Annotated in this window: 30 protein-coding genes; 28 read left to right on the plus strand and 2 right to left on the minus strand. The window is 56.1% G+C overall.

The window, feature by feature from the left end; genetic code table 11:
* The first annotated feature begins 98 nt into the window (after positions 1-98).
* The 14 genes from C7W93_RS22770 (at position 99) to C7W93_RS22830 (ending at position 6,994) form a co-directional block, all read left to right on the plus strand.
* Positions 99-938, plus strand: a complete 840-nt coding sequence (locus C7W93_RS22770) for a GPO family capsid scaffolding protein (RefSeq protein ID WP_108442699.1) — start codon at positions 99-101, stop codon at positions 936-938.
* A 56-nt stretch (positions 939-994) separates the two neighbouring features.
* A complete protein-coding gene (locus C7W93_RS22775) occupies positions 995-2,023 on the plus strand; it encodes a phage major capsid protein, P2 family (RefSeq protein ID WP_108442611.1) in 1,029 nt (342 codons plus the stop codon).
* A 4-nt stretch (positions 2,024-2,027) separates the two neighbouring features.
* A complete protein-coding gene (gene gpM, locus C7W93_RS22780) occupies positions 2,028-2,759 on the plus strand; it encodes a phage terminase small subunit (protein WP_108442612.1) in 732 nt (243 codons plus the stop codon).
* A 220-nt stretch (positions 2,760-2,979) separates the two neighbouring features.
* The gene (locus tag C7W93_RS22785) at positions 2,980-3,465 is read left to right on the plus strand and encodes a head completion/stabilization protein (protein WP_108442613.1); all 486 of its coding nucleotides are present in this window, start codon (positions 2,980-2,982) and stop codon (positions 3,463-3,465) included.
* Positions 3,466-3,469: 4 nt separating this feature from the next.
* Positions 3,470-3,679, plus strand: a complete 210-nt coding sequence (locus C7W93_RS22790; protein WP_108442614.1) for a tail protein X — start codon at positions 3,470-3,472, stop codon at positions 3,677-3,679.
* 40 nt (positions 3,680-3,719) lie between these two features.
* Positions 3,720-4,076 (plus strand): putative holin, encoded by a 357-nt coding sequence (locus C7W93_RS22795; protein WP_108442615.1) that lies wholly within the window; start codon positions 3,720-3,722, stop codon positions 4,074-4,076.
* Positions 4,069-4,374: a phage holin family protein gene (locus tag C7W93_RS22800; protein WP_108442616.1), complete on the plus strand. Its 306-nt coding sequence runs from the start codon at positions 4,069-4,071 to the stop codon at positions 4,372-4,374. The genes C7W93_RS22795 and C7W93_RS22800 overlap by 8 nt, the downstream gene beginning before the upstream one ends.
* Positions 4,358-4,813 carry a D-Ala-D-Ala carboxypeptidase family metallohydrolase gene (locus tag C7W93_RS22805; RefSeq protein WP_108442617.1) on the plus strand — a complete coding sequence of 152 codons (456 nt, stop codon included), beginning with the start codon at positions 4,358-4,360 and terminating at the stop codon, positions 4,811-4,813. Before C7W93_RS22800 ends, C7W93_RS22805 begins: the two co-directional genes overlap by 17 nt.
* 11 nt (positions 4,814-4,824) lie before the next feature.
* Complete coding sequence (lysB, locus tag C7W93_RS22810) at positions 4,825-5,226, plus strand: Rz-like lysis system protein LysB (RefSeq protein ID WP_161539975.1); 402 nt, start codon at positions 4,825-4,827, stop codon at positions 5,224-5,226.
* Positions 5,120-5,341, plus strand: coding sequence for an Rz1-like lysis system protein LysC (gene lysC, locus C7W93_RS25210; RefSeq protein ID WP_225870007.1), 222 nt, complete (start codon positions 5,120-5,122; stop codon positions 5,339-5,341). Before lysB ends, lysC begins: the two co-directional genes overlap by 107 nt.
* A complete protein-coding gene (locus tag C7W93_RS22815) occupies positions 5,325-5,813 on the plus strand; it encodes a phage tail protein (protein ID WP_108442619.1) in 489 nt (162 codons plus the stop codon). Before lysC ends, C7W93_RS22815 begins: the two co-directional genes overlap by 17 nt.
* Positions 5,810-6,280: a phage virion morphogenesis protein gene (locus C7W93_RS22820; protein WP_108442620.1), complete on the plus strand. Its 471-nt coding sequence runs from the start codon at positions 5,810-5,812 to the stop codon at positions 6,278-6,280. The genes C7W93_RS22815 and C7W93_RS22820 overlap by 4 nt, the downstream gene beginning before the upstream one ends.
* Before the next feature lie 128 nt (positions 6,281-6,408).
* A complete protein-coding gene (locus tag C7W93_RS22825) occupies positions 6,409-6,675 on the plus strand; it encodes a BrnT family toxin (protein WP_108442621.1) in 267 nt (88 codons plus the stop codon).
* The gene (locus tag C7W93_RS22830) at positions 6,662-6,994 is read left to right on the plus strand and encodes a BrnA antitoxin family protein (protein ID WP_108442622.1); all 333 of its coding nucleotides are present in this window, start codon (positions 6,662-6,664) and stop codon (positions 6,992-6,994) included. The genes C7W93_RS22825 and C7W93_RS22830 overlap by 14 nt, the downstream gene beginning before the upstream one ends.
* A gap of 6 nt (positions 6,995-7,000) precedes the next feature.
* On the opposite strand, the gene C7W93_RS22835 is transcribed toward C7W93_RS22830, so the two are convergent.
* Both C7W93_RS22835 and C7W93_RS22840 read right to left on the minus strand, forming a co-directional pair.
* Positions 7,001-7,798 (minus strand): DNA adenine methylase, encoded by a 798-nt coding sequence (locus C7W93_RS22835; RefSeq protein WP_108442623.1) that lies wholly within the window; start codon positions 7,796-7,798, stop codon positions 7,001-7,003.
* Complete coding sequence (locus C7W93_RS22840) at positions 7,746-7,955, minus strand: Com family DNA-binding transcriptional regulator (protein ID WP_108442624.1); 210 nt, start codon at positions 7,953-7,955, stop codon at positions 7,746-7,748. Before C7W93_RS22840 ends, C7W93_RS22835 begins: the two co-directional genes overlap by 53 nt.
* A gap of 237 nt (positions 7,956-8,192) precedes the next feature.
* Between C7W93_RS22840 and C7W93_RS22845 the strand changes: the two genes are divergently transcribed.
* The 14 genes from C7W93_RS22845 to C7W93_RS22910 are packed head-to-tail and all read left to right on the plus strand — an operon-like array spanning position 8,193 to position 19,620.
* Positions 8,193-8,849 (plus strand): phage baseplate assembly protein V, encoded by a 657-nt coding sequence (locus tag C7W93_RS22845; RefSeq protein ID WP_108442625.1) that lies wholly within the window; start codon positions 8,193-8,195, stop codon positions 8,847-8,849.
* Entirely contained in the window at positions 8,846-9,190 is a 345-nt protein-coding gene (locus C7W93_RS22850; RefSeq protein ID WP_108442626.1) for a GPW/gp25 family protein, read from the plus strand. The genes C7W93_RS22845 and C7W93_RS22850 overlap by 4 nt, the downstream gene beginning before the upstream one ends.
* On the plus strand, positions 9,187-10,074 hold the full coding sequence (locus tag C7W93_RS22855; protein ID WP_108442627.1) for a baseplate J/gp47 family protein: 888 nt from the start codon (positions 9,187-9,189) through the stop codon (positions 10,072-10,074). Before C7W93_RS22850 ends, C7W93_RS22855 begins: the two co-directional genes overlap by 4 nt.
* Positions 10,067-10,621, plus strand: a complete 555-nt coding sequence (locus tag C7W93_RS22860; RefSeq protein ID WP_108442628.1) for a phage tail protein I — start codon at positions 10,067-10,069, stop codon at positions 10,619-10,621. The genes C7W93_RS22855 and C7W93_RS22860 overlap by 8 nt, the downstream gene beginning before the upstream one ends.
* A gap of 25 nt (positions 10,622-10,646) precedes the next feature.
* Entirely contained in the window at positions 10,647-12,398 is a 1,752-nt protein-coding gene (locus C7W93_RS22865) for a hypothetical protein (RefSeq protein WP_108442629.1), read from the plus strand.
* On the plus strand, positions 12,398-12,913 hold the full coding sequence (locus C7W93_RS22870; protein ID WP_161539976.1) for a tail fiber assembly protein: 516 nt from the start codon (positions 12,398-12,400) through the stop codon (positions 12,911-12,913). Before C7W93_RS22865 ends, C7W93_RS22870 begins: the two co-directional genes overlap by 1 nt.
* Positions 12,914-12,943: 30 nt before the next feature.
* Complete coding sequence (locus C7W93_RS22875; RefSeq protein WP_108442631.1) at positions 12,944-14,116, plus strand: phage tail sheath protein; 1,173 nt, start codon at positions 12,944-12,946, stop codon at positions 14,114-14,116.
* A gap of 27 nt (positions 14,117-14,143) precedes the next feature.
* Positions 14,144-14,653 carry a phage major tail tube protein gene (locus C7W93_RS22880; protein ID WP_108442632.1) on the plus strand — a complete coding sequence of 170 codons (510 nt, stop codon included), beginning with the start codon at positions 14,144-14,146 and terminating at the stop codon, positions 14,651-14,653.
* Between the two features lie 52 nt (positions 14,654-14,705).
* The gene (locus C7W93_RS22885) at positions 14,706-15,035 is read left to right on the plus strand and encodes a phage tail assembly protein (protein WP_108442633.1); all 330 of its coding nucleotides are present in this window, start codon (positions 14,706-14,708) and stop codon (positions 15,033-15,035) included.
* Positions 15,036-15,043: 8 nt separating this feature from the next.
* Entirely contained in the window at positions 15,044-15,160 is a 117-nt protein-coding gene (locus tag C7W93_RS22890) for a GpE family phage tail protein (protein ID WP_108442634.1), read from the plus strand.
* 47 nt (positions 15,161-15,207) lie between these two features.
* The gene (locus tag C7W93_RS25350; protein ID WP_108442635.1) at positions 15,208-16,764 is read left to right on the plus strand and encodes a phage tail tape measure protein; all 1,557 of its coding nucleotides are present in this window, start codon (positions 15,208-15,210) and stop codon (positions 16,762-16,764) included.
* Positions 16,679-17,848 carry a phage tail tape measure protein gene (locus tag C7W93_RS25355; RefSeq protein WP_108442636.1) on the plus strand — a complete coding sequence of 390 codons (1,170 nt, stop codon included), beginning with the start codon at positions 16,679-16,681 and terminating at the stop codon, positions 17,846-17,848. Before C7W93_RS25350 ends, C7W93_RS25355 begins: the two co-directional genes overlap by 86 nt.
* A gap of 18 nt (positions 17,849-17,866) precedes the next feature.
* The gene (locus C7W93_RS22905; RefSeq protein WP_108442637.1) at positions 17,867-18,385 is read left to right on the plus strand and encodes a phage tail protein; all 519 of its coding nucleotides are present in this window, start codon (positions 17,867-17,869) and stop codon (positions 18,383-18,385) included.
* Complete coding sequence (locus C7W93_RS22910) at positions 18,382-19,620, plus strand: contractile injection system protein, VgrG/Pvc8 family (RefSeq protein WP_108442638.1); 1,239 nt, start codon at positions 18,382-18,384, stop codon at positions 19,618-19,620. The genes C7W93_RS22905 and C7W93_RS22910 overlap by 4 nt, the downstream gene beginning before the upstream one ends.
* Positions 19,621-19,831: the final 211 nt, after the last annotated feature.

The following is a 19,831-nucleotide window of genomic DNA, read 5'->3' on the forward strand; positions in this document are numbered from 1 at the left end:
AGCGGGCCACTAAGCCCTTTATCAACTCGATGCCGGTTGAAGCAGTGCGCGCAAGGGCCGACTATGGGCACCTGAATCTAGCCGCCATCGAGAACCCCATGCCAAATAAATCAAAATCCAAATTCTTCCGCGTTGCGCTGGAAGGTGCCACGACCGATGGCCGCGTCATTGACCGCGCCTTCATTGAACAGATGGCAGCACGCTTCGATCCCGAACTCTACGGCGCCCGCGTCTGGCTAGAACACCATCGCAGCAAGTTACCCGACGGTCCCTTCAAAGCCTACGGTGATGTGCTGGCCGTCAAGGCCGAAGAAGTCACGCTTGGCGGCGTCAAGAAGCTGGCCTTATTTGCGCAGATATCGCCTTTGCCAGAACTCATCGCGATGAACAAAGCACGTCAAAAAATTTATACCAGCATCGAAATCAATCCAGAATTTGCCGATACCGACCAAGCCTATTTAGTCGGCCTCGCGGTGACCGACAGTCCCGCCAGTCTCGGCACCGAAATATTGACATTCGCCGCCCGACACCCAGAGGTCAGTCCCTTCATCAATCGCAAGCAAGACCCCAACAATCTCTTTTCAGTAGCAGTCGAAACCACACTGGAATTTGACGATGTACTGCCTACCGACCCTTCAGGAAACACCTTGTCCGATACCGTTAAAAATATCCTCAAACGCTTCACCACAAAAACCACCCGTGATCAGATACAGTTTGCCGACATCACCGATGCCGTCGCCACACTGGCGACCCATGTCAGCGACAGCGCCGAACAATTTACCGCTAGTCAGGAACGCATCGCCGAGTTGGAAACAACGTTAAAAGATACCAATGACGCGTTCATCAGATTCAAAAACCTGATGGAAACACAAGACACGCATAGCAGTCATCGCCCACCAGCCACCGGCGGCACCGGCACGCTGCAAACCGACTTTTAAACGGCAGCGCAGCGCGCCATTTCACCCTAATTACATCCCCACCGGAGCCGCATCAGATGAGAGCCAATACCCGTATCGCCTTCGACAGCTACGCCGCCCGCGTCGCCCAGTTAAACGCCACATCCAGCGTGCTGCATACCTTTAGCGTTGCACCCACTGTGCAGCAAAAGCTTGAAGATAAAATTCAGGAATCCAGCGAATTCCTCACCAAGATCAACATAATCGGCGTCACCGAACAAGAAGGCGAAAAACTCGGCCTCGGTGTCTCCGGCCCCATCGCCAGCCGCACCGATACTAGCAAAGGTGATCGCCAGACACGTGACGTGGCCGGTCTGGAAAGCCGCCACTATCGCTGCGAAAAAACCAACTTCGACACCCACATCGGCTACGCCAAACTCGATGCGTGGGCCAAGTTTGCCGACTTTCAAAGTCGCATCGCCAGACAGATTCTGATTCGTCAGGGATTAGACCGCATGGTGATCGGTTTTAACGGCACCAAGATCGCCTCCAACACCGACATCGCCGCATATCCGCTGCTGCAAGACGTCAACAAAGGCTGGCTGCAACACTATCGCGATGAAGCGCCGCAACGTGTGATGGCGCAAGGCGAGGCCAAACCGGGCAAGCTGCTCATCGGCACGGGAGGCGATTATCTGAATCTGGACGCAGCAGTCGCCGACGCCATCAACCTGCTCGACCCGTGGTATCAGGAAGATACCGGCCTCATTGCCTTCGTCGGCCGCAAGCTGTTAAACGATAAATACTTCCCGATAATCAACACCAAACAAGCGCCCACCGAAGCACTGGCCACCGACATCATCGTCAGCCAGAAACGCATCGGTGGACTGCCTGCGGTACGCGTCCCGTTCTTTCCAGACAACGCGATTCTGATCACCCGCTTTGACAACCTGTCGATATATTTTCAGGACGGTGCGCGCCGTCGTCGCGTGGTCGATGAAGCCAAACGCGACCGTATCGAAAACTACGAATCATCGAACGATGCCTACGTCGTCGAAGATTTCGGCCTCGGTGCGATGTTAGAAAACATCGAACTGGTGCCCGACGTACCGGTCGCGCAGGCATAACGCGATGCGCCATCTCTCTCCTGCGCTGCGGCATCAGGCGCGCATATTGGCCGAACAGTCGGCGGCCAGCAGTGCGCCCGGCCAGCCGACATCCGGCAGCGCCTACGAATTGCAGCTGTACCAGTTAGCCGAGCACAAGCGCGCCCTCAAAACGATCCAGTCGATCAAAGGCAAGATCGCCCACAAAGCCACCTTGCTGCCGGAATATCAAGCATGGATAGAGGGCGTGCTGGCCGCCGGGAATGGCGGTCAGGATGATGTCCTGACGACCCTGCTGGTCTGGTCGATCGATGTCGGTGAATTTGATCGCGCTCTGGAAATTGCCCGTTATGCGGTCCTGCACAAGATGACCTTGCCGGACCAGTACAGTCGCGATATCCCGACCATGTTGCTCGACGAATTTGCCGGGGCATATCTTCACAAAAACGGCGGCGGCATGCTGGCAAAAGACCCCCGGCACGCAGTCGACGTCCTCGGCGCTATCGGCGAACTGACGCAAGACAGCGACGTACCCGATCAGGCCCGCGCCAAGCTGCATAAGGCGCTCGGCTATGCCCTGCTGGCGGTGGCCAATAACGGCAAAGATGACAAGGTTGACTTCAAGCCCGCCCAATTAGCGATGGCAAAGGCCGCCAACCTCAACCTGAAACGTGCCCTGACGCTATTTGAAGGCGTCGGCGTTAAGAAAGATATAGAACGCCTTGAACGACGCTTGAAAAAAGCGCCGCAAGGCTAAACGAGCACCCCCTGGCGCACGGCGGCGCGGGGTGATCTCGGACAGGTTCGCTTAGGCCGCCGCATCCGTTTAACACCCGCCCACCGCCGTTTTATTTAGGACTTACGCAAAACCGCCCCAGCGGCGTTGTGCTTTCCTAGCCGTACTAGCGTACTGTCTTCGTCGGCACGCCTTGCTGGGACGATTTTGTGTAAGTCCTATTATTAAAGAAGAGTTCTCTATGAGTTTCATGGCTGTTGCCCCCATTTCACCCCAGCAAGAAACGGACACCACCGTCGTCGAAAACGACGGCTGGTTTCCCGATATCGCCCTGCATCACATGCGCGACGCGATGCGGCTTGATGGCACCGTGACCACGCCCCGTCTGGTGCAAGCGGTGGCCGAAGCGATTCTGCATGTCAATCGTGAACTCGATCAATGGCAGAACGCCCAACTCGATGCTGGCTACAGCACGCTCGAAGCCGTGCCCGCCAAAAAGATCAATCGCGAAAGCAAACTATTGATCCACTATCGCCGCGCTGTCTACAGCACCGCAAAAGCCGACTTGCTGGAAAAGTACCGCGATTACGACAGCACCGGGGCGTCCATGACGGATAAAAAATCGACGGAGTTTCTCGACAACGCACCAGGCGAACAACGCCGCAATGCGCATTGGGCGATTGCCGATATAGTGCACCGGCATCACTTAACCGTCGAATTGATCTGACGCCATGATCGTGCGCGCCCAACAACACGACACGCTGGATTTGCTCTGCTGGCGACATCTCGGCGCGACCGCCAACGTGGTCGAAGCGGCGCTTGAATGCAATCCCGGTCTGGCTGATCTTGGGCCGCTAATGCCGCATGGGCAACTGGTGATCTTGCCAGACAGCACCGGCTTGCCGACTAACACCATCCTGACCGTCAATCTCTGGGACTAAGCATTCCAACCAGGCACCTACCACCAACCGCGAGAACACAATGGCCGAACCCAGCACTGCCACTTTATTACTCACCACCGCCGCAGGCATCGGCGTGTCGTCGCTTGTGCCCGGCATCGACGGCAACGCCCTCATCGGTGCCTTCGCCGGTGCCGCACTCGTCGCCATTTCCAGCAAAAACCTGCCGCTATTGCAACGACTGGCGTACATGGTCATTTCGTTAGCGGTCGGCTATCTGGCCGCCCCGGAAATCATTCATAACACGCCGCTAAAACAATCCGGCGTGGCCGCCTTCATCGCCTCGGCAGGCGTAATTGCATTGACATTGCACGGCATCGATCTGATCAAAACCATCCGCCTGCCAGACTGGTTACGTAAAGGGGGTCGCAATGATTAATCCAATCGATAACCTAATGCATCAATACCTTACCGCCATCGCGTTGCTCTGCTACGCAACTACCTGCATACAACTACTGTGCTATCGGCGCGGGAAGGCCAACTATCGCATTAACCTCTCCTGCATAGCGTGGCTCCTGATTGCGCTAAACGGTAGCTGCGCGTTGGAAATTTTGCTCGGCAACGTCCATATCTCGCTCGGACAAACCGTTCTTGCTTTTACCTTGTGCGTGTTAGTCCATCACGCCAAAGGCAATGTCGCCAACGTTTTACGAGAAATCTATGACTACACTCACTGAACATTTCACGCTAGAAGAACTGGTCCATAGCGACACGGCGCGTATCCTCGGCATTGCCAACGTGCCGACGCCTGCCATCGTCGCCAACCTGCGCCGTCTCGCGCAATTTAACGAAATGGTGCGGCTGGCATTGGGCGGTGCTGCAATGACCATTTCCAGCGGCTATCGCTGCCCGGCGTTGAATCGCGCCGTCGGTGGCGCGCGCAACAGCGCACACTTGCATGGCTTGGCGAACGACTTCATCGCGCCGACATTTGGCACGCCGCTTGCAATCTGCCAGACGCTAAAAAAATCCTACCTTGAATTCGATCAACTGATTTATGAGCGGGCCGGAGGAGCAATCTGGGTGCATCTGGCGATTGCTCGCGAAGGGTCACAGCCGCGCCGTCAGACATTAACGGTCGACAATAAAAGTACGCGGATCGGATTGTGGCAATGATGACCCGACTGATGATAGCGATGCTAATGATCGGTATGGTGGGTGCGACGTTCTACATTCAGCACGATACCCTCAGCGCAGAAACCAAGCGTGCAGACCGGGCCGAGAGCAACGTCACCGACCGCGACCGCACCATCACCGCGTTAAAAGATGCGGCCGTCACCCACCGCAAAGCCCTTGGCATATTACAAGCCCAGCGCACCGCCATCGCCGCCACGCTCACACAACGCGAACAAACCATCCAACAACACCAACATGAAAACATCGCTATCCGCGCTTGGGCCGAGTCTGCTGTGCCTGACGCTATTGCCCGGCTGCGCCACCGTCCCGCCTTCACCGGCGCAGACGCTTATCGTCAACGCCTGCCCGCCAGTGACGCTCTGCATCCTGCCAGCAAGCGCCCCGACAACTAACGGCGCGCTCAATCTAGCGCTAGAACGCGCAGAAGCCGCATGGGCAGACTGTGCCGCCCAGATCGATATGACGCATACCTGCCAAAGCGAGATTAACAATGTACAAACACGATAGCCTGCGCCAGCATCTGAGCGCTGCCACCCCAGACTTACAGCGCGATCCCGATAAATTTCTGGTGTTCGCCGACGAAGGGCAACTCGTCGCCTGCGGCACCGGATCGCTGTCATTTGAATACCGATTTACGCTCAACGTTATTCTCACCGACTACGCCGGCAATCTTGATGGCGTCATGGTCGCGTTGCTAGCCTGGATTGCCGTCCACCAAAGCGAACTGTTAAACAACCCCGAACTACGTAAAACCGGGATCAGCTTCGAAGTCGATTACCACAGCCACCACAGCGTCGATCTGTCACTCAAACTCAGCCTGACAGAACGCATCATTGTCAGCAACAAGGAACAAGGCCGCCTTCAGATCAAAAGCCGACCAGAGCCACAAGCAACACTGGACTATGCAGCACCGTTCTGGGCCTTGTACGAAGGTGACAACAAAATCGCGGAATGGGCCACGCCCCAGACACCACCATGAGCGACGATCTGTCATCGCTGGAATTGTGGGCCGGTGCGCTGCTATCAAAGTTACAACCCGCCGAGCGACTGGCCGTCAATCGCAAAGTCGCGCAGGACCTGCGGCGCAGCCAGACCAAACGCATCGCCAGCCAGCATGATGCCGAAGGCAACGCCTATGCAGCCCGCAAAAACCGCAAGAAACTACGTGGCAAACAAGGCCGCATCAAGCACCAAAAAGCGGCTATGTTTACCAAATTGCGCACGGCCGCCAATCTGAAAATAAGGCCCGACGCCAATCAACTATCGGTCGGATTTTTTGGAAGAGTGGCACGGATAGCGCGGATACATCAGGAAGGACTGAGCGACCGCGTATCGCAAAAAGGGCCGGAATATCTCTATCCGGCCCGTGGCTTGCTGGGGTTTAGTGCAGAGGATCGCGAGTTGATTCGCGATTCTTTATTGCGCCATTTGATGGTGCGATCTTGATTCTCCTTAGCTTTGCGCGGGACGATTGCTAACGATTAGATAATTATCAATTGCAAAATGCTAACTCTAATTTTTGTATAAACAAAAAATACTTGACGTAGCCAATTCTTGTTTATACAATAAATCGAATGAACTACGAATTCGACCCAGCCAAAGATGGAAGTAATGTAGATAAACATGGCTTGTCGCTAGCCGATGCAGAGGATTTTGAATGGGAAAGTGCCGTAGTATCTGAAGACACGCGCCAGCAATACGCCGAGCACCGCTTTCAGGCAACGGGCTACATTGGCGACCGTTTGCATGTCATGGTTTATTGCCTTCGCGCCGACACTGTACGCGTCATCAGCCTGCGCAAGGCCAATCCAAGAGAGGTGAAAAATTATGCCGAAACTTAAATCAGGGACCATCATTCCCACCCCCGAAGAAACCGCTGCCATCAATGCTGGCATTGCCGCTGATCCTGATAATCCAGAACTCACGGAAGAATGGTTTGCCAAAGCTAAACCAGCCAGCGAGATACTGACGCCAGAAACTTATACTGCGTTAGTTGCGAAGCGCCGTGGCCGTCCGAAAGCCGAGGAAACCAAGGTTTTCACGGCAATTCGTCTGGATGCGGACCTGCTGGATGCTTTCAAAGCGACCGGCAAAGGCTGGCAGACCCGCGTCAACGCAGCCTTACGCCAATTCATTACCGAGCATCCGCTTCACCGGTAATAAAAACTATGCAAATAGTTGCCCCGAGGACCACGCATCCCAATTGGTAATCACCAATTCACGGCTGGTCCCCGGCTGGCCATGCACGCTGCCCATGCTGTATTTGATATCAATCCCCATCATCGTAAAGCCCTCAAACACCGCCCGGATATCCGGGTGGTCGTTAATACTCACCATCACCTTGCCTTTACAGGTACGCATAAAATCCGCCATCTGCTGATACTGCTCAAAGCCAAACGCCACGCCATACCCTTCGGTCTGCCAGTACGGCGGATCAAGATAAAAGAACGAATGCGGCCGGTCATAGCGCTGCATGCATTCCAGCCACGGCAGATTTTCAATATAGGTCCCGGCAAGACGCAAATGCGCAGCGCTCAGATTCTCTTCGATCCTGCACAGATTGATCGCCGGACCGGTAGTCGCGGTGCCGAAATTCTGTCCGGTCACCTTGCCGCTAAACGCATGCTGTTGCAGATAATAGAATCGGGCCGCCCGCTGGATATCCGTCAGCGTCTCCGGACGTACTGCTTGCTGCCATTTAAAAATCTGACGGCTGGTAATGGCCCATTTGAATTGCCGCACGAATTCTTCCATGTGATGCTGCACCACACGGTACAGGTTCACCAGTTCACCATTGATATCGTTGATGACTTCGGTGTGGGCTGGGACCGGTCGTAAAAAATACAGTGCAGCACCGCCGCAGAACACCTCGACATAGCATTCGTGCGGTGGGAACAGCGGGATAAGTTTGTCAGCCAGGCGGCGCTTGCCTCCCAGCCACGGGATGATCGGACTTGCATCCATGGTGTACTCCAGAGTCGGATGCTCGACGGCATGCTGGTGCGGGGCGCGTGGCCCTCAGATGATTTAATGTGCCACAACGGGGGCATTTGATGGTGAGGGTGATGTATTCACCCTCACCGAGTTTTCGGGAACAATTCCCACAGCGGATGTCCAGCATTTGGGTATACCTGCTAAATATGCTAGCCTTGCAGCGCCTGTGCACAGGTGCGCGGCCTTGGCTCTACTTGCAGCTCCTTCTGCCGGTACGGTGGCGTGCTGATTGCTCTAACAATCAGCACGTCGCCGCGTCTAAGTGCTACTTTCTCACGCGCACGCAGGGTGGGACATAGTGGTGCTGCTGATAAGCCGCTTATCAACCCTCTGGTAGGTGCACTTCCGTCAGCAACCCGGCAACATGCATCGCATGACTGCTGACACCGCCGAACTGCTGCGTTTAATCCTCAACCTGATCCGCTTCGGCACCATTGCCGAGATCGATCATGATGCCCAACGTGTACGGATAAAGGTCGGCAACAATCTGACCACCTGGCGGCCGTGGGCAACTGCCCGCGCTGGCACTGCGCAAACGTGGTGGCCGCCGACGCTGGGCGAACAAGTCATCCTGCTATCGCCGGAGGGCAATTACGATAACGCGGTGATTTTCCCCGCGATTTACTCCGATCAGTTCGCGCCACCATCGACCAATCCTGCGCATCACACTACCCGTTATGCGGATGGTGCGATTGTGCAATACGACAGCGCCGCGCACGCATTAACGGCGACGCTGCCGGACGGCACCAGTGTTTCGGCACTCCCCGGCAAAGTGACTTCCAATGCAGAAGACACGCTCTGCACCGGCAATCTGACCGTCTTAAAAAACCTGGTTGTCAGTGGCATGAGTACGCTAAACGGCGGCATGGCCGTCACCTCTGGCGCAGGCGGCGGTGCGGCTGCAACCATCAATGGCACGCTGCAAGCCAGCGGCGATATTGTCGCTAGCGGCATCAGCCTGACTAGCCATACACACAGCGGCGTTAAACGCGGTGGCGACAATACAGGCGGACCAGAATGAGCGGCATGCATCGCAGTACTGGCCGCGCTTTATCCGGCCTCGCCCACATCCGCCAGTCACTGGCCGACATCCTCACCACGCCGCTCGGCGCACGCGTGATGCGGCGCGACTATGGTTCCGAAGTGCCCGAGCTAATAGATCAGCCGTTAAATGGCGCAACCACCTTACGCCTGTATGCCGCCACCGCCCACGCAGTGCGATTGTGGGAACCGCGCATCCATCTGACCAGCGTGCAATTAGCGTTAAACAACGATGGCAAAGCGACGTTGCTGCTGGATGGCATAGCCAATGAACAAAGCGTGCAACTGACCATTCCCGTCAAGCAAGAAGCCGCGCTATGAGTACCTCCGCAATTGATCTGTCGCAGCTGCCGGTGCCGAACATTATCGAAGCGCTCGACTTTGAGACAATTCTAGCCGCGCAGCTGGCCGACCTGATCGCACGCGATCCGGCCTTTAACGGCTTGCAAGAATCCGATCCCGCAATGAAGGTTTTACAAGTCACCGCCTACCGTGAATTACACGTGCGCCAACGCGTCAATGAAGCCGCCCGCGCCGTGATGCTGGCGTATGCAATGAAGGACGATCTCGATCATTTAGGCGCATTAATGGACGTGCCGCGTCTGCTGCTGTTACCCGCTGATCCAGACAAAGGAAAGGATGCCGTCATGGAATCCGATGCTGATTTCAGAAAACGCATCCAGCTGGCCCCGCAAGGCTTCTCAGTCGCCGGTCCGGAAGGCGCCTATATCTTCCATGCGCTGGGGGCCGATGGCAAGGTGCTGGATGCCTCCGCCACCAGTCCATCGCCCGGCGTAGTGGTCGTCACGGTGTTATCGCGAGAAGGTGATGGCACCGCTTCGCCCGCATTAATTGACCGCGTCACCCGCCGCCTCGGTGCCGACGATGTACGTCCCTTAACCGACCATCTCATCGTCCGATCGGCGCAGATTGTCGATTATCAGATTCGCGCTACGTTATTCACCTTTCCCGGTCCCGACGCAATGGTCGTCATTCAGGAAGCACAGCGACGGATGCAGCAATACGTCACCGATGCCCACCGCATTGGCCGTGTACCGACGTTGTCCGGCATTTACGCGGCCTTACACGTGGCCGGGGTCCAGCGCGTGGCATTGACCGCACCGACCGCCGATCTGGCCGTGTCACATCTTCAGGCCTCGTATTGCGACGATATCGCGGTCACTTATGGCGGCGTCTATGAGTAAGTCATGCAAGTCACTATTGCCACCGAACAGCACGCCGCAAGAACGTGCGCTGGAAGCAACCTTAGCCCGCATTTCAGACGTGCCGGTGCCACTGCGCCAACTCTATAACGCCGATACCTGCCCGATCAATTTATTGCCGTGGCTGGCGTGGCAATTGTCGATAGACAACTGGAAACCGTACTGGAGCGAAGCCGTCCGCCGCGCCCGCGTGCGCAGCGCCATGACCATCCATCGGCAAAAAGGCACCGCCAAATCGGTCAAGGATGTCGTCGCCGCTTTTGGTGGATCGATTCTTTTGCGGGAGTGGTGGCAGAAGACGCCAATGGGCGCGCCGCACACCTTCGATTTGCTGATGACGTTGACCGGCGCAGGCGGACAAACGGCGACCGCCGCCTTTGTCGATGACGTCATCGCCGAGGTCAACCGCACCAAACCAGTCCGCAGCCATTTTACGTTTACGCAAGGCACCCATACCCAGACCGCCATCGCCATCGTGACCGGGCTGCGCCCCGTAATCTATGCCCGTCTTAACCTTACCGAAGCCTGATTACCCTATGTCCGGACTCCACATCATGACCACCACCGCAGGGCGTGCCGCGCTGGTCAACGCCGCACACGACGGCACCGCGCCGCTGACGATTGCAGAAATTGGCTTAACGGCCGCCGTTTTCACACCCAGCGAAGACATGACCAACTTGCCGGAGGAATTCAAACGCCTGCAAACCATCTCCGGCGAAGTCGTTGCAGCAGACACGATCCACGTCACGATCCGCGACGATGGCACGGACACCTACACGGTCCGCGGCATTGGCTACTGGCTGAGCAATGGCGTACTGCTGGGCGTCTACGGACAACCCGAACCGATCTTAGAAAAGTCGGCGCAATCGATGTTGCTGTTATCTGCCGATACGATCTTTACCACCATCAATGTAGCCGCGCTGACATTTGGCAACGCTAACTTTACCAATCCTCCGGCAAGTACTGAACGACAAGGTGTGGTTGCGTTGGCGACCGCAGTTGAAACCGTTGCAGGTATAGATAGCGTGCGCGCCGTCACCCCGGCCGCACTAACCCCGGCGCTGGCCCACACTATCGCCACGCACAAAGCCGAAGCCGATCCACATACGCAATATCTGACGCCGGAACGCGGCAATAAACTGTATTTCCGCACCCTGGCGGCCTACACCAACAGTGACACTGATTGCGATACGCTGATGGAAACCGGCGTGCGCGAAGTCTCCGTCGCCAACGATCGCGGCATGCTCGCCCATACCCATTTGCCATCAGGCTGCGAGGGCTATGGCACGCTGATGACTGTCGTTGGCGGCGCGTTCATCCGTCAGGTCTATAGCGATGGCGGTCTCGCACAAAGAACGTGGGAACGTACCGGCTATCTGAATGAAGCACCGCCCTTCAAAGGCCGCCCCTGGAAACTGGCATGGGATACAGTGACCTTCGATCCGGCATCCAAACAAAATACGCTAGGCTTTAGCCCGGTGCAGCAAGGCACTGGCATTCAACAAAATCCCAATATAGTCAAAATCGGCTGGGCAAAAAACAGTCTTAAAGCAACCGTCGATGCCACCGATCTGGGCGACTTTGTATTCCAGAACAGGCTGAACGCCGATCTTGCACATTACCTGCCGCTGACCGGCGGCAACGTCGATGCGCTGGCGATTGCTGGAAAGCGCGCATTGACGCAAGGACAAAACGGCACATTACCCGATGGCGGAACGCCAATCATTGCCGATATAAATACGCCCCCGATGGGCTGGGCCACCTACACGTTAGAAGCGACCGCAAACCGTCCCAGTGCGTATGGACAAGTCTTCACTTCCTCGTTGAACGGCAGTATTGCGCCCGGTGGCGGTAACTGGCTTATGCAAAAGGCACATACCACCGATAACCAGATATTGACCCGCGTCAATATTAACGGTTGGACCGCATGGATCGAGGCGTGGACCGGCCAAAATTTTAATCCCGGCGATAAAGTCAGCGGCAGCGGCGGCATTCGGCTGCAATGGGAAGGGCGCAGTGGCAATCCGGCATGGGTGCACGGCGGCGATGATAATCCTGCCGATTGTGCGCTATATAACCCTGCCGGTTTTAGCGTCAATTACGCCACCACAGCCAGTTATGCGCATCAACTGGCGGGACCGGGCGTACAAGAAAATACAATCGGCTCTTACCGACTCAACAAAAATCATACGTCATCCGAGGTGGGTGTCGGCACCTGGGAATTGCGCGGCGCGGCCTACGACTATGGCTCGGGCGGCGACGGCAACATCGGCACACGCATCTCTTTATGGCAAAGGGTCGGATAATGACAAAGCAAAAAAACCCCTCCTCTCTCACTGACATCGCATCGGACCTGACACCGCCGGTGGCGTCTGCTTCGGTTGCCCCAGCGGACCGTTTTAGCTATGCAGATGTCCGCAATCCAGTGCGACAAGCTAACGGCATTCTGTGCGAAGTCAAATTCGACGCCAATCCGGATTACTGGCTCTTTCTGGCTGCGCCATACGATCCCGAAACACATGGCCGCGCCATTTATGCCGAATGCGTTGCCGGGCACTGGGGCGACGTTTCGGATTACTTCCCCACCGAAGCCGAGTTCTTCAACGCCGCCACAGAGCGCATCGAACGAGCATTGCACCATGCCAGCAGCGCCATCACCAAATACCAGGATCGCATCGATATCGACGATGCCAGTGCGACTGATATCGCCTGCGCGCGCGCCTGGAAAATCTATCGCGTGGACTTACACCGCCTGCCCCGACAAAACCATTTTCCACACCGCATCACATGGCCGATCGCCCCCGACGCGCCAGCGGATTAACCCGACTACTGACCAATCACAGGAATCAATATGGCAACCGATTACCACCACGGCGTGCGCGTCATCGAAATCAATCAAGGCACGCGCCCGATCCGCACCATCAGCACCGCCGTCATCGGCTTAATTGCCACCGCCGGGGATGCCGATCCGGAGGCGTTCCCGTTAGACACGCCGGTACTGCTGACCAACGTCATCGCCGCCCTCGGCAAAGCAGGCACGCAAGGCACGCTGCGTCGTGCCTTAGAAGCCATCGGCGCGCAAACCAAACCGTTCACCATTGTCGTCCGTGTCGCAGAAGGCGCAGACGACGCCGAAACCACCAGCAACGTGATCGGCACCGTCACCGCCAGCGGCAAATACACCGGCATCAAAGCATTGCTGGCCGCGCAAAGCAAACTCGGCATCAAGCCGCGCATTTTAGGTGCGCCCGGACTCGATACCAAACCTGTCACCAATGCGCTCGTCAGCGTGGCGCAACAACTGCGTGCGTTCGTCTACGCATCGGCCCACGGTTGCCTGACCAAAGAAGATGCCGTCGCCTATCGTAAAGATTTCGGCCAGCGCGAACTGATGCTGATGTGGCCGGATTTCATCAGTTGGGATACCGCCACCAACGCCGACACCAGCGTTCCGGCCGTCGCCTACGCGTTGGGCTTGCGCGCCAAAATCGACGAGGAAACCGGCTGGCACAAAACACTATCGAACATGGTCGTCAACGGCCCGACCGGCATCAGCAGCGACGTCTTCTGGGACCTGCAAGATCCGGCCACCGACGCCGGTTATCTGAATGGCAAAGAAGTCACCACCTTGATCAACAACGGCGGCTTTCGTTTCTGGGGATCGCGCACGTGTGAAGTGCCGGAATTTTTCTTCTTTGAGAACTACACCCGCACCGCGCAGGTATTAGCCGACACCATCGCCGAAGCCCACTTTAGTTATGTCGACAAGCCGCTGCATCCGTCGCTGGTCAAAGACCTGATCGAAAGCATCAATGCGAAATTTCGTGATCTCAAAGCGCAGGGATACATCATCGACGGCACCGCCTGGTATGACGAACAATTCAACAGCAAAGAAACGTTGAAGTCCGGCAAGCTGGCAATTGACTACGATTACACGCCCGTCCCGCCGTTAGAAAATCTGACCTTCCAGCAACGCATTACCGACCGTTATCTGGCCGATTTCGCCAGCCGCATCACGGCATAAACACGTCCTTACCAATCGGAAACTATCATGGGCCTACCCCGCAAACTCAAAGACTTTAATCTCTTCAACGACGGCGCAGCCTACATCGGGCTGGTGCCAGAACTGACCTTGCCCAAACTCAGCCGCAAGATGGAAGAGTACCGCGCCGGCGGCATGTCCGGCCCGGTCATGGTCGACATGGGCAACGAAGCATTGACGCTGGAATGGACCGCTGGCGGCCTGATCCTCGAAGCCCTTGCGCAATACGCCGCCAAATCGCATAACGCCGTCCAGCTGCGCTTCGCCGGTGCATTTCAGAATGACGACACCGGCGAAGTATCCGCAGTCGAAGTCGTCGTGCGCGGTCGCCATAAAGAAATCGATATGGGGTCGTGCAAGGTCGGTGACGACACCACGCATAAATTTACCACCGCCTGTAGTTACTACAAATTGACGGTCGATAACGTCGAACTGATCGAACTCGACTTCATGAACAGTATCGAAAAAATCAAGGGTCTCAGCGTCAACGACAGCCTGCGTAAAGCAATCGGCTTGTAAGCCAGACCACCCTCTTTATGTCATCCAACATCCACTAGAAAAAGATCACACCATGCCAAAAAATACCGCTGCAACAATCTCCGTCAATGCGAACTTCGTGACAGTCACTCTGGACGAACCACTCCAGCGCGGCGATACCGTCATCACCACCATCCAGCTACGCAAACCAAAAGCCGGAGAACTACGCGGCGTCTCGCTAGTCGATGTCGCCAACCTCGATGTCATGGCGCTGCAAAAAGTCTTACCCCGCATCACGCAACCGATCTTAACAACGCAAGACGTGAACAATCTCGACCTCGCCGATCTGATGGCGCTGGGTGCCGAGGTGGCCTATTTTTTAGCCAAGAAAGCGGATCGGAACATGGTCTCCCAGACTGTGTAGAAAACGCGATGGCAGACATTGCCGTGGTGTTCCATTGGGACCCGGCGGCAATGGCTGATTTTGAGATCAGTGAATTAATGGACTGGCGTGAACGCGCCCGCCTGCGCAATACAGCAGAGCAATAAGCAGAACAATAAGTAGAGCCATAAACGAAAGAATAAGCGGAGTAAAAATGGCGGACCTGAGACTACAAGTCATCCTGACAGCGCTGGACAAAGTTACCGGTCCGCTCAAAAAAATCCGGGGCGCAGCCACGCCCACGTCCAAGGCACTGAAAGCAACCCACGACAGACTAAAAGAACTGAACAAACAGCAAGGCGCAACCGGCAAGTTCCGTGAATTGCATGCCGGACTAATCGCCACGTCAGACAAATTAAAGACCGCGCAAATCAAAGTGAATGATTTGGCGAAAGAACTTAAAGCGGTGGTGAACCCCACCAAAGAAATGACAAGAAGTTTCGAGAGCGCCCAAACAGCCGCCAAAAAACTCAAAGAACAATGCCATCAGGACCGGATCAAACTGCAAGGCCTGCGCGACGAGATGGCAAAAGCCGGGGTTCAGACCGGCGCACTCCGTGGCGCGATCACCAATGCAGGCAAAAGCAGTGCTAATTTCGCGCAGCATCAACGCCAGTTGCGCACCGAGATCGCTGCCACCACCGCCAGAATGGAAGAACAAAAACGGCAACTGACCGCCGTCGCCCACCAGCAGGAACGCATGGCAAAAGTGCGCGCCCGGTTTGACAAAACCCGCCAATTTGCAGGCAAGGCGGCTACCGTCGGCGTAACCAGTGGCGCGTTAGGCGGCGGCCTGTTAATGGGCGCTAAAAGAATGCTCACGCCCGGCATCGACTTCAACGCCGCCATGTCCCGTGTGCAGGCATTGACCGGCCTCGATCAACGGTCCGGTGACTTCAAAGGGTTGCGTCAGCAATCGCGCGATCTGGGCGCGTCGTCCAGTTACACCGCCACCGAAGCCGCACAAGGGCAAGGCTATCTGGCGATGGCAGGCTTCAGGCCCAAAGAGATTCTGCACGCCATGCCAACCATCTTATCGGTGGCAAAAGCGGGTGACAGTGACCTGGCGCGCACCGCCGATATCTCGTCGGATATCCTGACCAGTTTCGGTCTGCAAGCCGATCAGATGACCCGGGTCGGCGATGTGCTGACAATGACCTTTACGACCGCCAACACCAATCTGGAAATGCTGGGCGACACGATGAAATATGTCGGCCCGGTGGCAACAGCGGCGGGCATGTCGTTAGAACAGGCCTCGGCTATGGCGGGTCTATTGGGCAACGCCGGGATTAAAAGCAGTCAGGCCGGGACCACATTACGGTCGATGATCCTGCGGCTGGCTGCGCCCACTTCCAGGGCTGGTGCGGCCCTCAAAGAACTCGGCATCAATGCCCGCGATATGCAGGGCAATGTGCGCGATATTCCCAGCCTGTTGCGCGATGTCGCCACTGCCACCAAAAACATGGGCAGCGGCCAGCGGCTTGATTTCATCAAACAAATATTCGGTGAAGAACCCGCCGCCGGAATGGCCGCACTGATCGAAAAGCAAGGCGCCGAAGGGATCAACAAATACGTTGCCATCATCGAAAACGCCAAAGGCATCGCAAAAAAAAACGGCAGCCGTTATGGCCGAAAATTTAGCGGGCGACTTGCAAACGCTGAAATCCTCTTGGGAAGATCTGGGTATTACCGCATCGGATTCCATGGATAGCCCGTTACGCAAGGTCACCAAGGAAATCACGGAAATCATCCGCAACACCAGCAAGTGGATGCAAAACAATCCTGAACTGACCGCCACGCTGCTCAAAATTGCCCTTATCATCGGCGTCGTTCTGGCGGTCGTCGGCATGCTGGCGTTGGCACTGGCGACCATTGCCGTGCCTCTCGCCGTTGTCAAAGTGGCGTTCGGGATACTCGGCATTAAGGGCGGTGGCGTCGTCCGCGCAATCAAAAATATTGGTAAAGCGTTCTCTTTTGTTGGAAAATTGCTGCTGAGAAACCCCCTATTTATCGCCATTGCATTACTCGCCATCGCCGCCTATCTGATTTATAAAAACTGGGAGCCGATCAAACAGTTTTTTAGTGATCTCTGGGATAAGGTCACCGCCATCTTTGAGATCGTATGGGACAAGATCAAAGCAATTTGCAAAGGGCTGTGGGATGACGTCAAAACCGCGTTCAGTGGCGGGATTGCGGGAGTCGGTGCGCTGATCCTCAACTGGTCGCCAATCGGACTGTTCTATACCGCCTTTGCCGCAGTCATGCGCTATTTCGGGGTGGAGATGCCAGATAAATTTACAGAGTTTGGCGGCAACATCATTTCAGGACTGATCAAAGGCCTGCGCAACAAATTCCCTTTGCTAGATTCTATCGCCACCGGCATCGCCAGGATCCTCCCCAAAGCCGCTACAGAAAAAGACAGCATCAACAGCCCAAGCCGTCAGTTTGCCGGATACGGCGCTAACCACGGACAAGGCCGCACCATCGGACTGCAACGCAATAAGCGTGCGCCGATTAATCCAGCCAGCGACATGGCAAAGCGCCTCTCCCAATTGCGTGCCGGGATCGCCATCGGTGCAGCGACCATGCCCGCGATGGCGTTCAATGTCCACCCGCCATTAGCACCGCGTGCAGCCGGCAGCGGCATGGTCGTGCACGGCGACACCAACCAGATCACCATTCAGGCACCCCCCGGCATGGATGAAAACGCCATCGCGCGATCAGTTGCCAACGCGCTGGAACAACGTGATCGTAAAAAGGCCGCGCGCCTGCGTTCCAGCCTGCATGACTACTAAACTTTAAGGAGCATTGCCATGATGATGTGCCTCGGCATGTTCGTATTTAGCCTGCCCACGCTGGCGTATCAGGAGTTGCAGCGCCAGACCGCCTGGAAGCACGTCAGCAACGCCCGTGTCGGCGCGCGTGACGCCTGGCAATACACCGGCAAGGGCGACGACACCATCACGCTGTCCGGCTGGATCGCGCCGGAACTGACCGGCTCGTTGTATTCGCTCGACGCGGTGCGCCTGATGGCCGATACCGGCAAATCGTGGATATTAATACAGGGCACCGGCCGGATTTACGGCGCATTCGTCATCACCGGCATGACCGAAGGCCGCAGCCTGCTAGCACGTAATGGCGATGCGGGCCGGGTGGAATTCTCTATCAGCTTGACACGCACCGATGAATCCGTATTAAGCATGCTGGGCGGATTGGGCAATCTGGGCAGCATCAAAAACATGCTCAGTCTGGAAGGGATCGGCAAGACCGTCACCGGTGCGGTCGGCAACATCGTGGGCAATGCTGTCGGTGGCATCGGCAAACAATTATGACGTCCCGCATTCCCGATTTCCGCGTGACGCTCGATGAGCGCGACCTGACCGCTATCCTGCGTCCACGCCTGATCAGCCTCAACCTGACCGAATGCCGCAGCGATGCAGCCGACCAGCTCGATCTCGTACTGGACGATACCGACGGCAAACTCGCGATCCCGTCCAGAGGTGCCAAAATCCATCTGCACATTGGCTGGCGCGGTATCGGCAACGACATCGGTCTGGTCGATAAAGGCAGCTTTACCGTCGATGAAGTCGAACATTCCGGCGCACCGGATACCATCACGCTGCGCGCCCGCACTGCCAACCTGATCGACACCTTTCGGCAATTAGAAGAACACAGCTTCCACGACACCACGCTGGGCGCAATCATTGAAGTCATCGCCTTTCGACAAGAACTCAAAGCCGGGATCGCCGACGCCTTGCGCAATGTCGCCGTCAGGCATATCGACCAGACCCGCGAAAGCGATGCCGCCTTTCTGCGGCGTCTGGGTAAAAAATACGACGCCATCACCACTGTAAAAAACGACACATTACTGTTTGTGCCGATCAATCAAAACCGCAACGTTACCGGCAAAGCGCTGCCAGTGGTCCAGATCCTCCGCAGTCTGGGCGACAATCATCGCTATCACAGCGCCGAGCGGGATAGTTACAGCGGCGTGCGGGCGTTCTGGTATGACCAGCGATATGCCCGTCGCCGCAGCGTCATCGTCGGCATCGCGGGGAACAGCAAGTCTTTAAAAACCACTTTCGCCAACGAAGCTGATGCACGTACATCCGCCATCGCAGAATGGCAGCGCATTCAACGCGGCGTATCCACCTTTGAATTGCATCTCGCGCTGGGCGATCCCCGCCTGATCGCACACTCCCCAATCATTACCACCGGCTTTAAATCGCAGATTGATGCCACCGAATGGCTTATCGTCAAAATCGGCAGCAGCATCAGCAGCAGCGGGTACACCCAACAGATCGAACTCGAAATGAAAATGGCGCAAGAAGAGGCCGAACGCGAGATAGAAAAAGACCCTGATGAAAACATCACCGGCGTAAAGGCAGTCTGGCGGGATAAAACGACCAACAAATCAGGTCAGGTACAGGCCGGAAGCAATCGCCATCTCAAAAGCAACCCCCGCGTCTATGCCAGCAGGCAAAGTGCACAGCGTGCGGTTAACGGGGAATGGCATGACATTAAGGTTGTGCGGGAGATTATTCGAGAGAACAGCGATAACCTCTGACGATGCCAAAACGTTACGTATGTTACGGATGTTACGTAACTTACGTAACGACAACAGATTAGGTTACAATCCACTCACATTTCCGAGTAAGTGCAATTGGATTTTAACAAGTGGCTTGGCCATGCTTTGCACTTAAAGGGAATCCCATTGCCATCCGGACCAAAAAATATTCAGGCAATTCAAGCCTTGCGAGGTGTTGCGGCCCTATTGG

Source organism: Glaciimonas sp. PCH181 (assembly GCF_003056055.1).
GTDB lineage: Bacteria > Pseudomonadota > Gammaproteobacteria > Burkholderiales > Burkholderiaceae_D > Glaciimonas.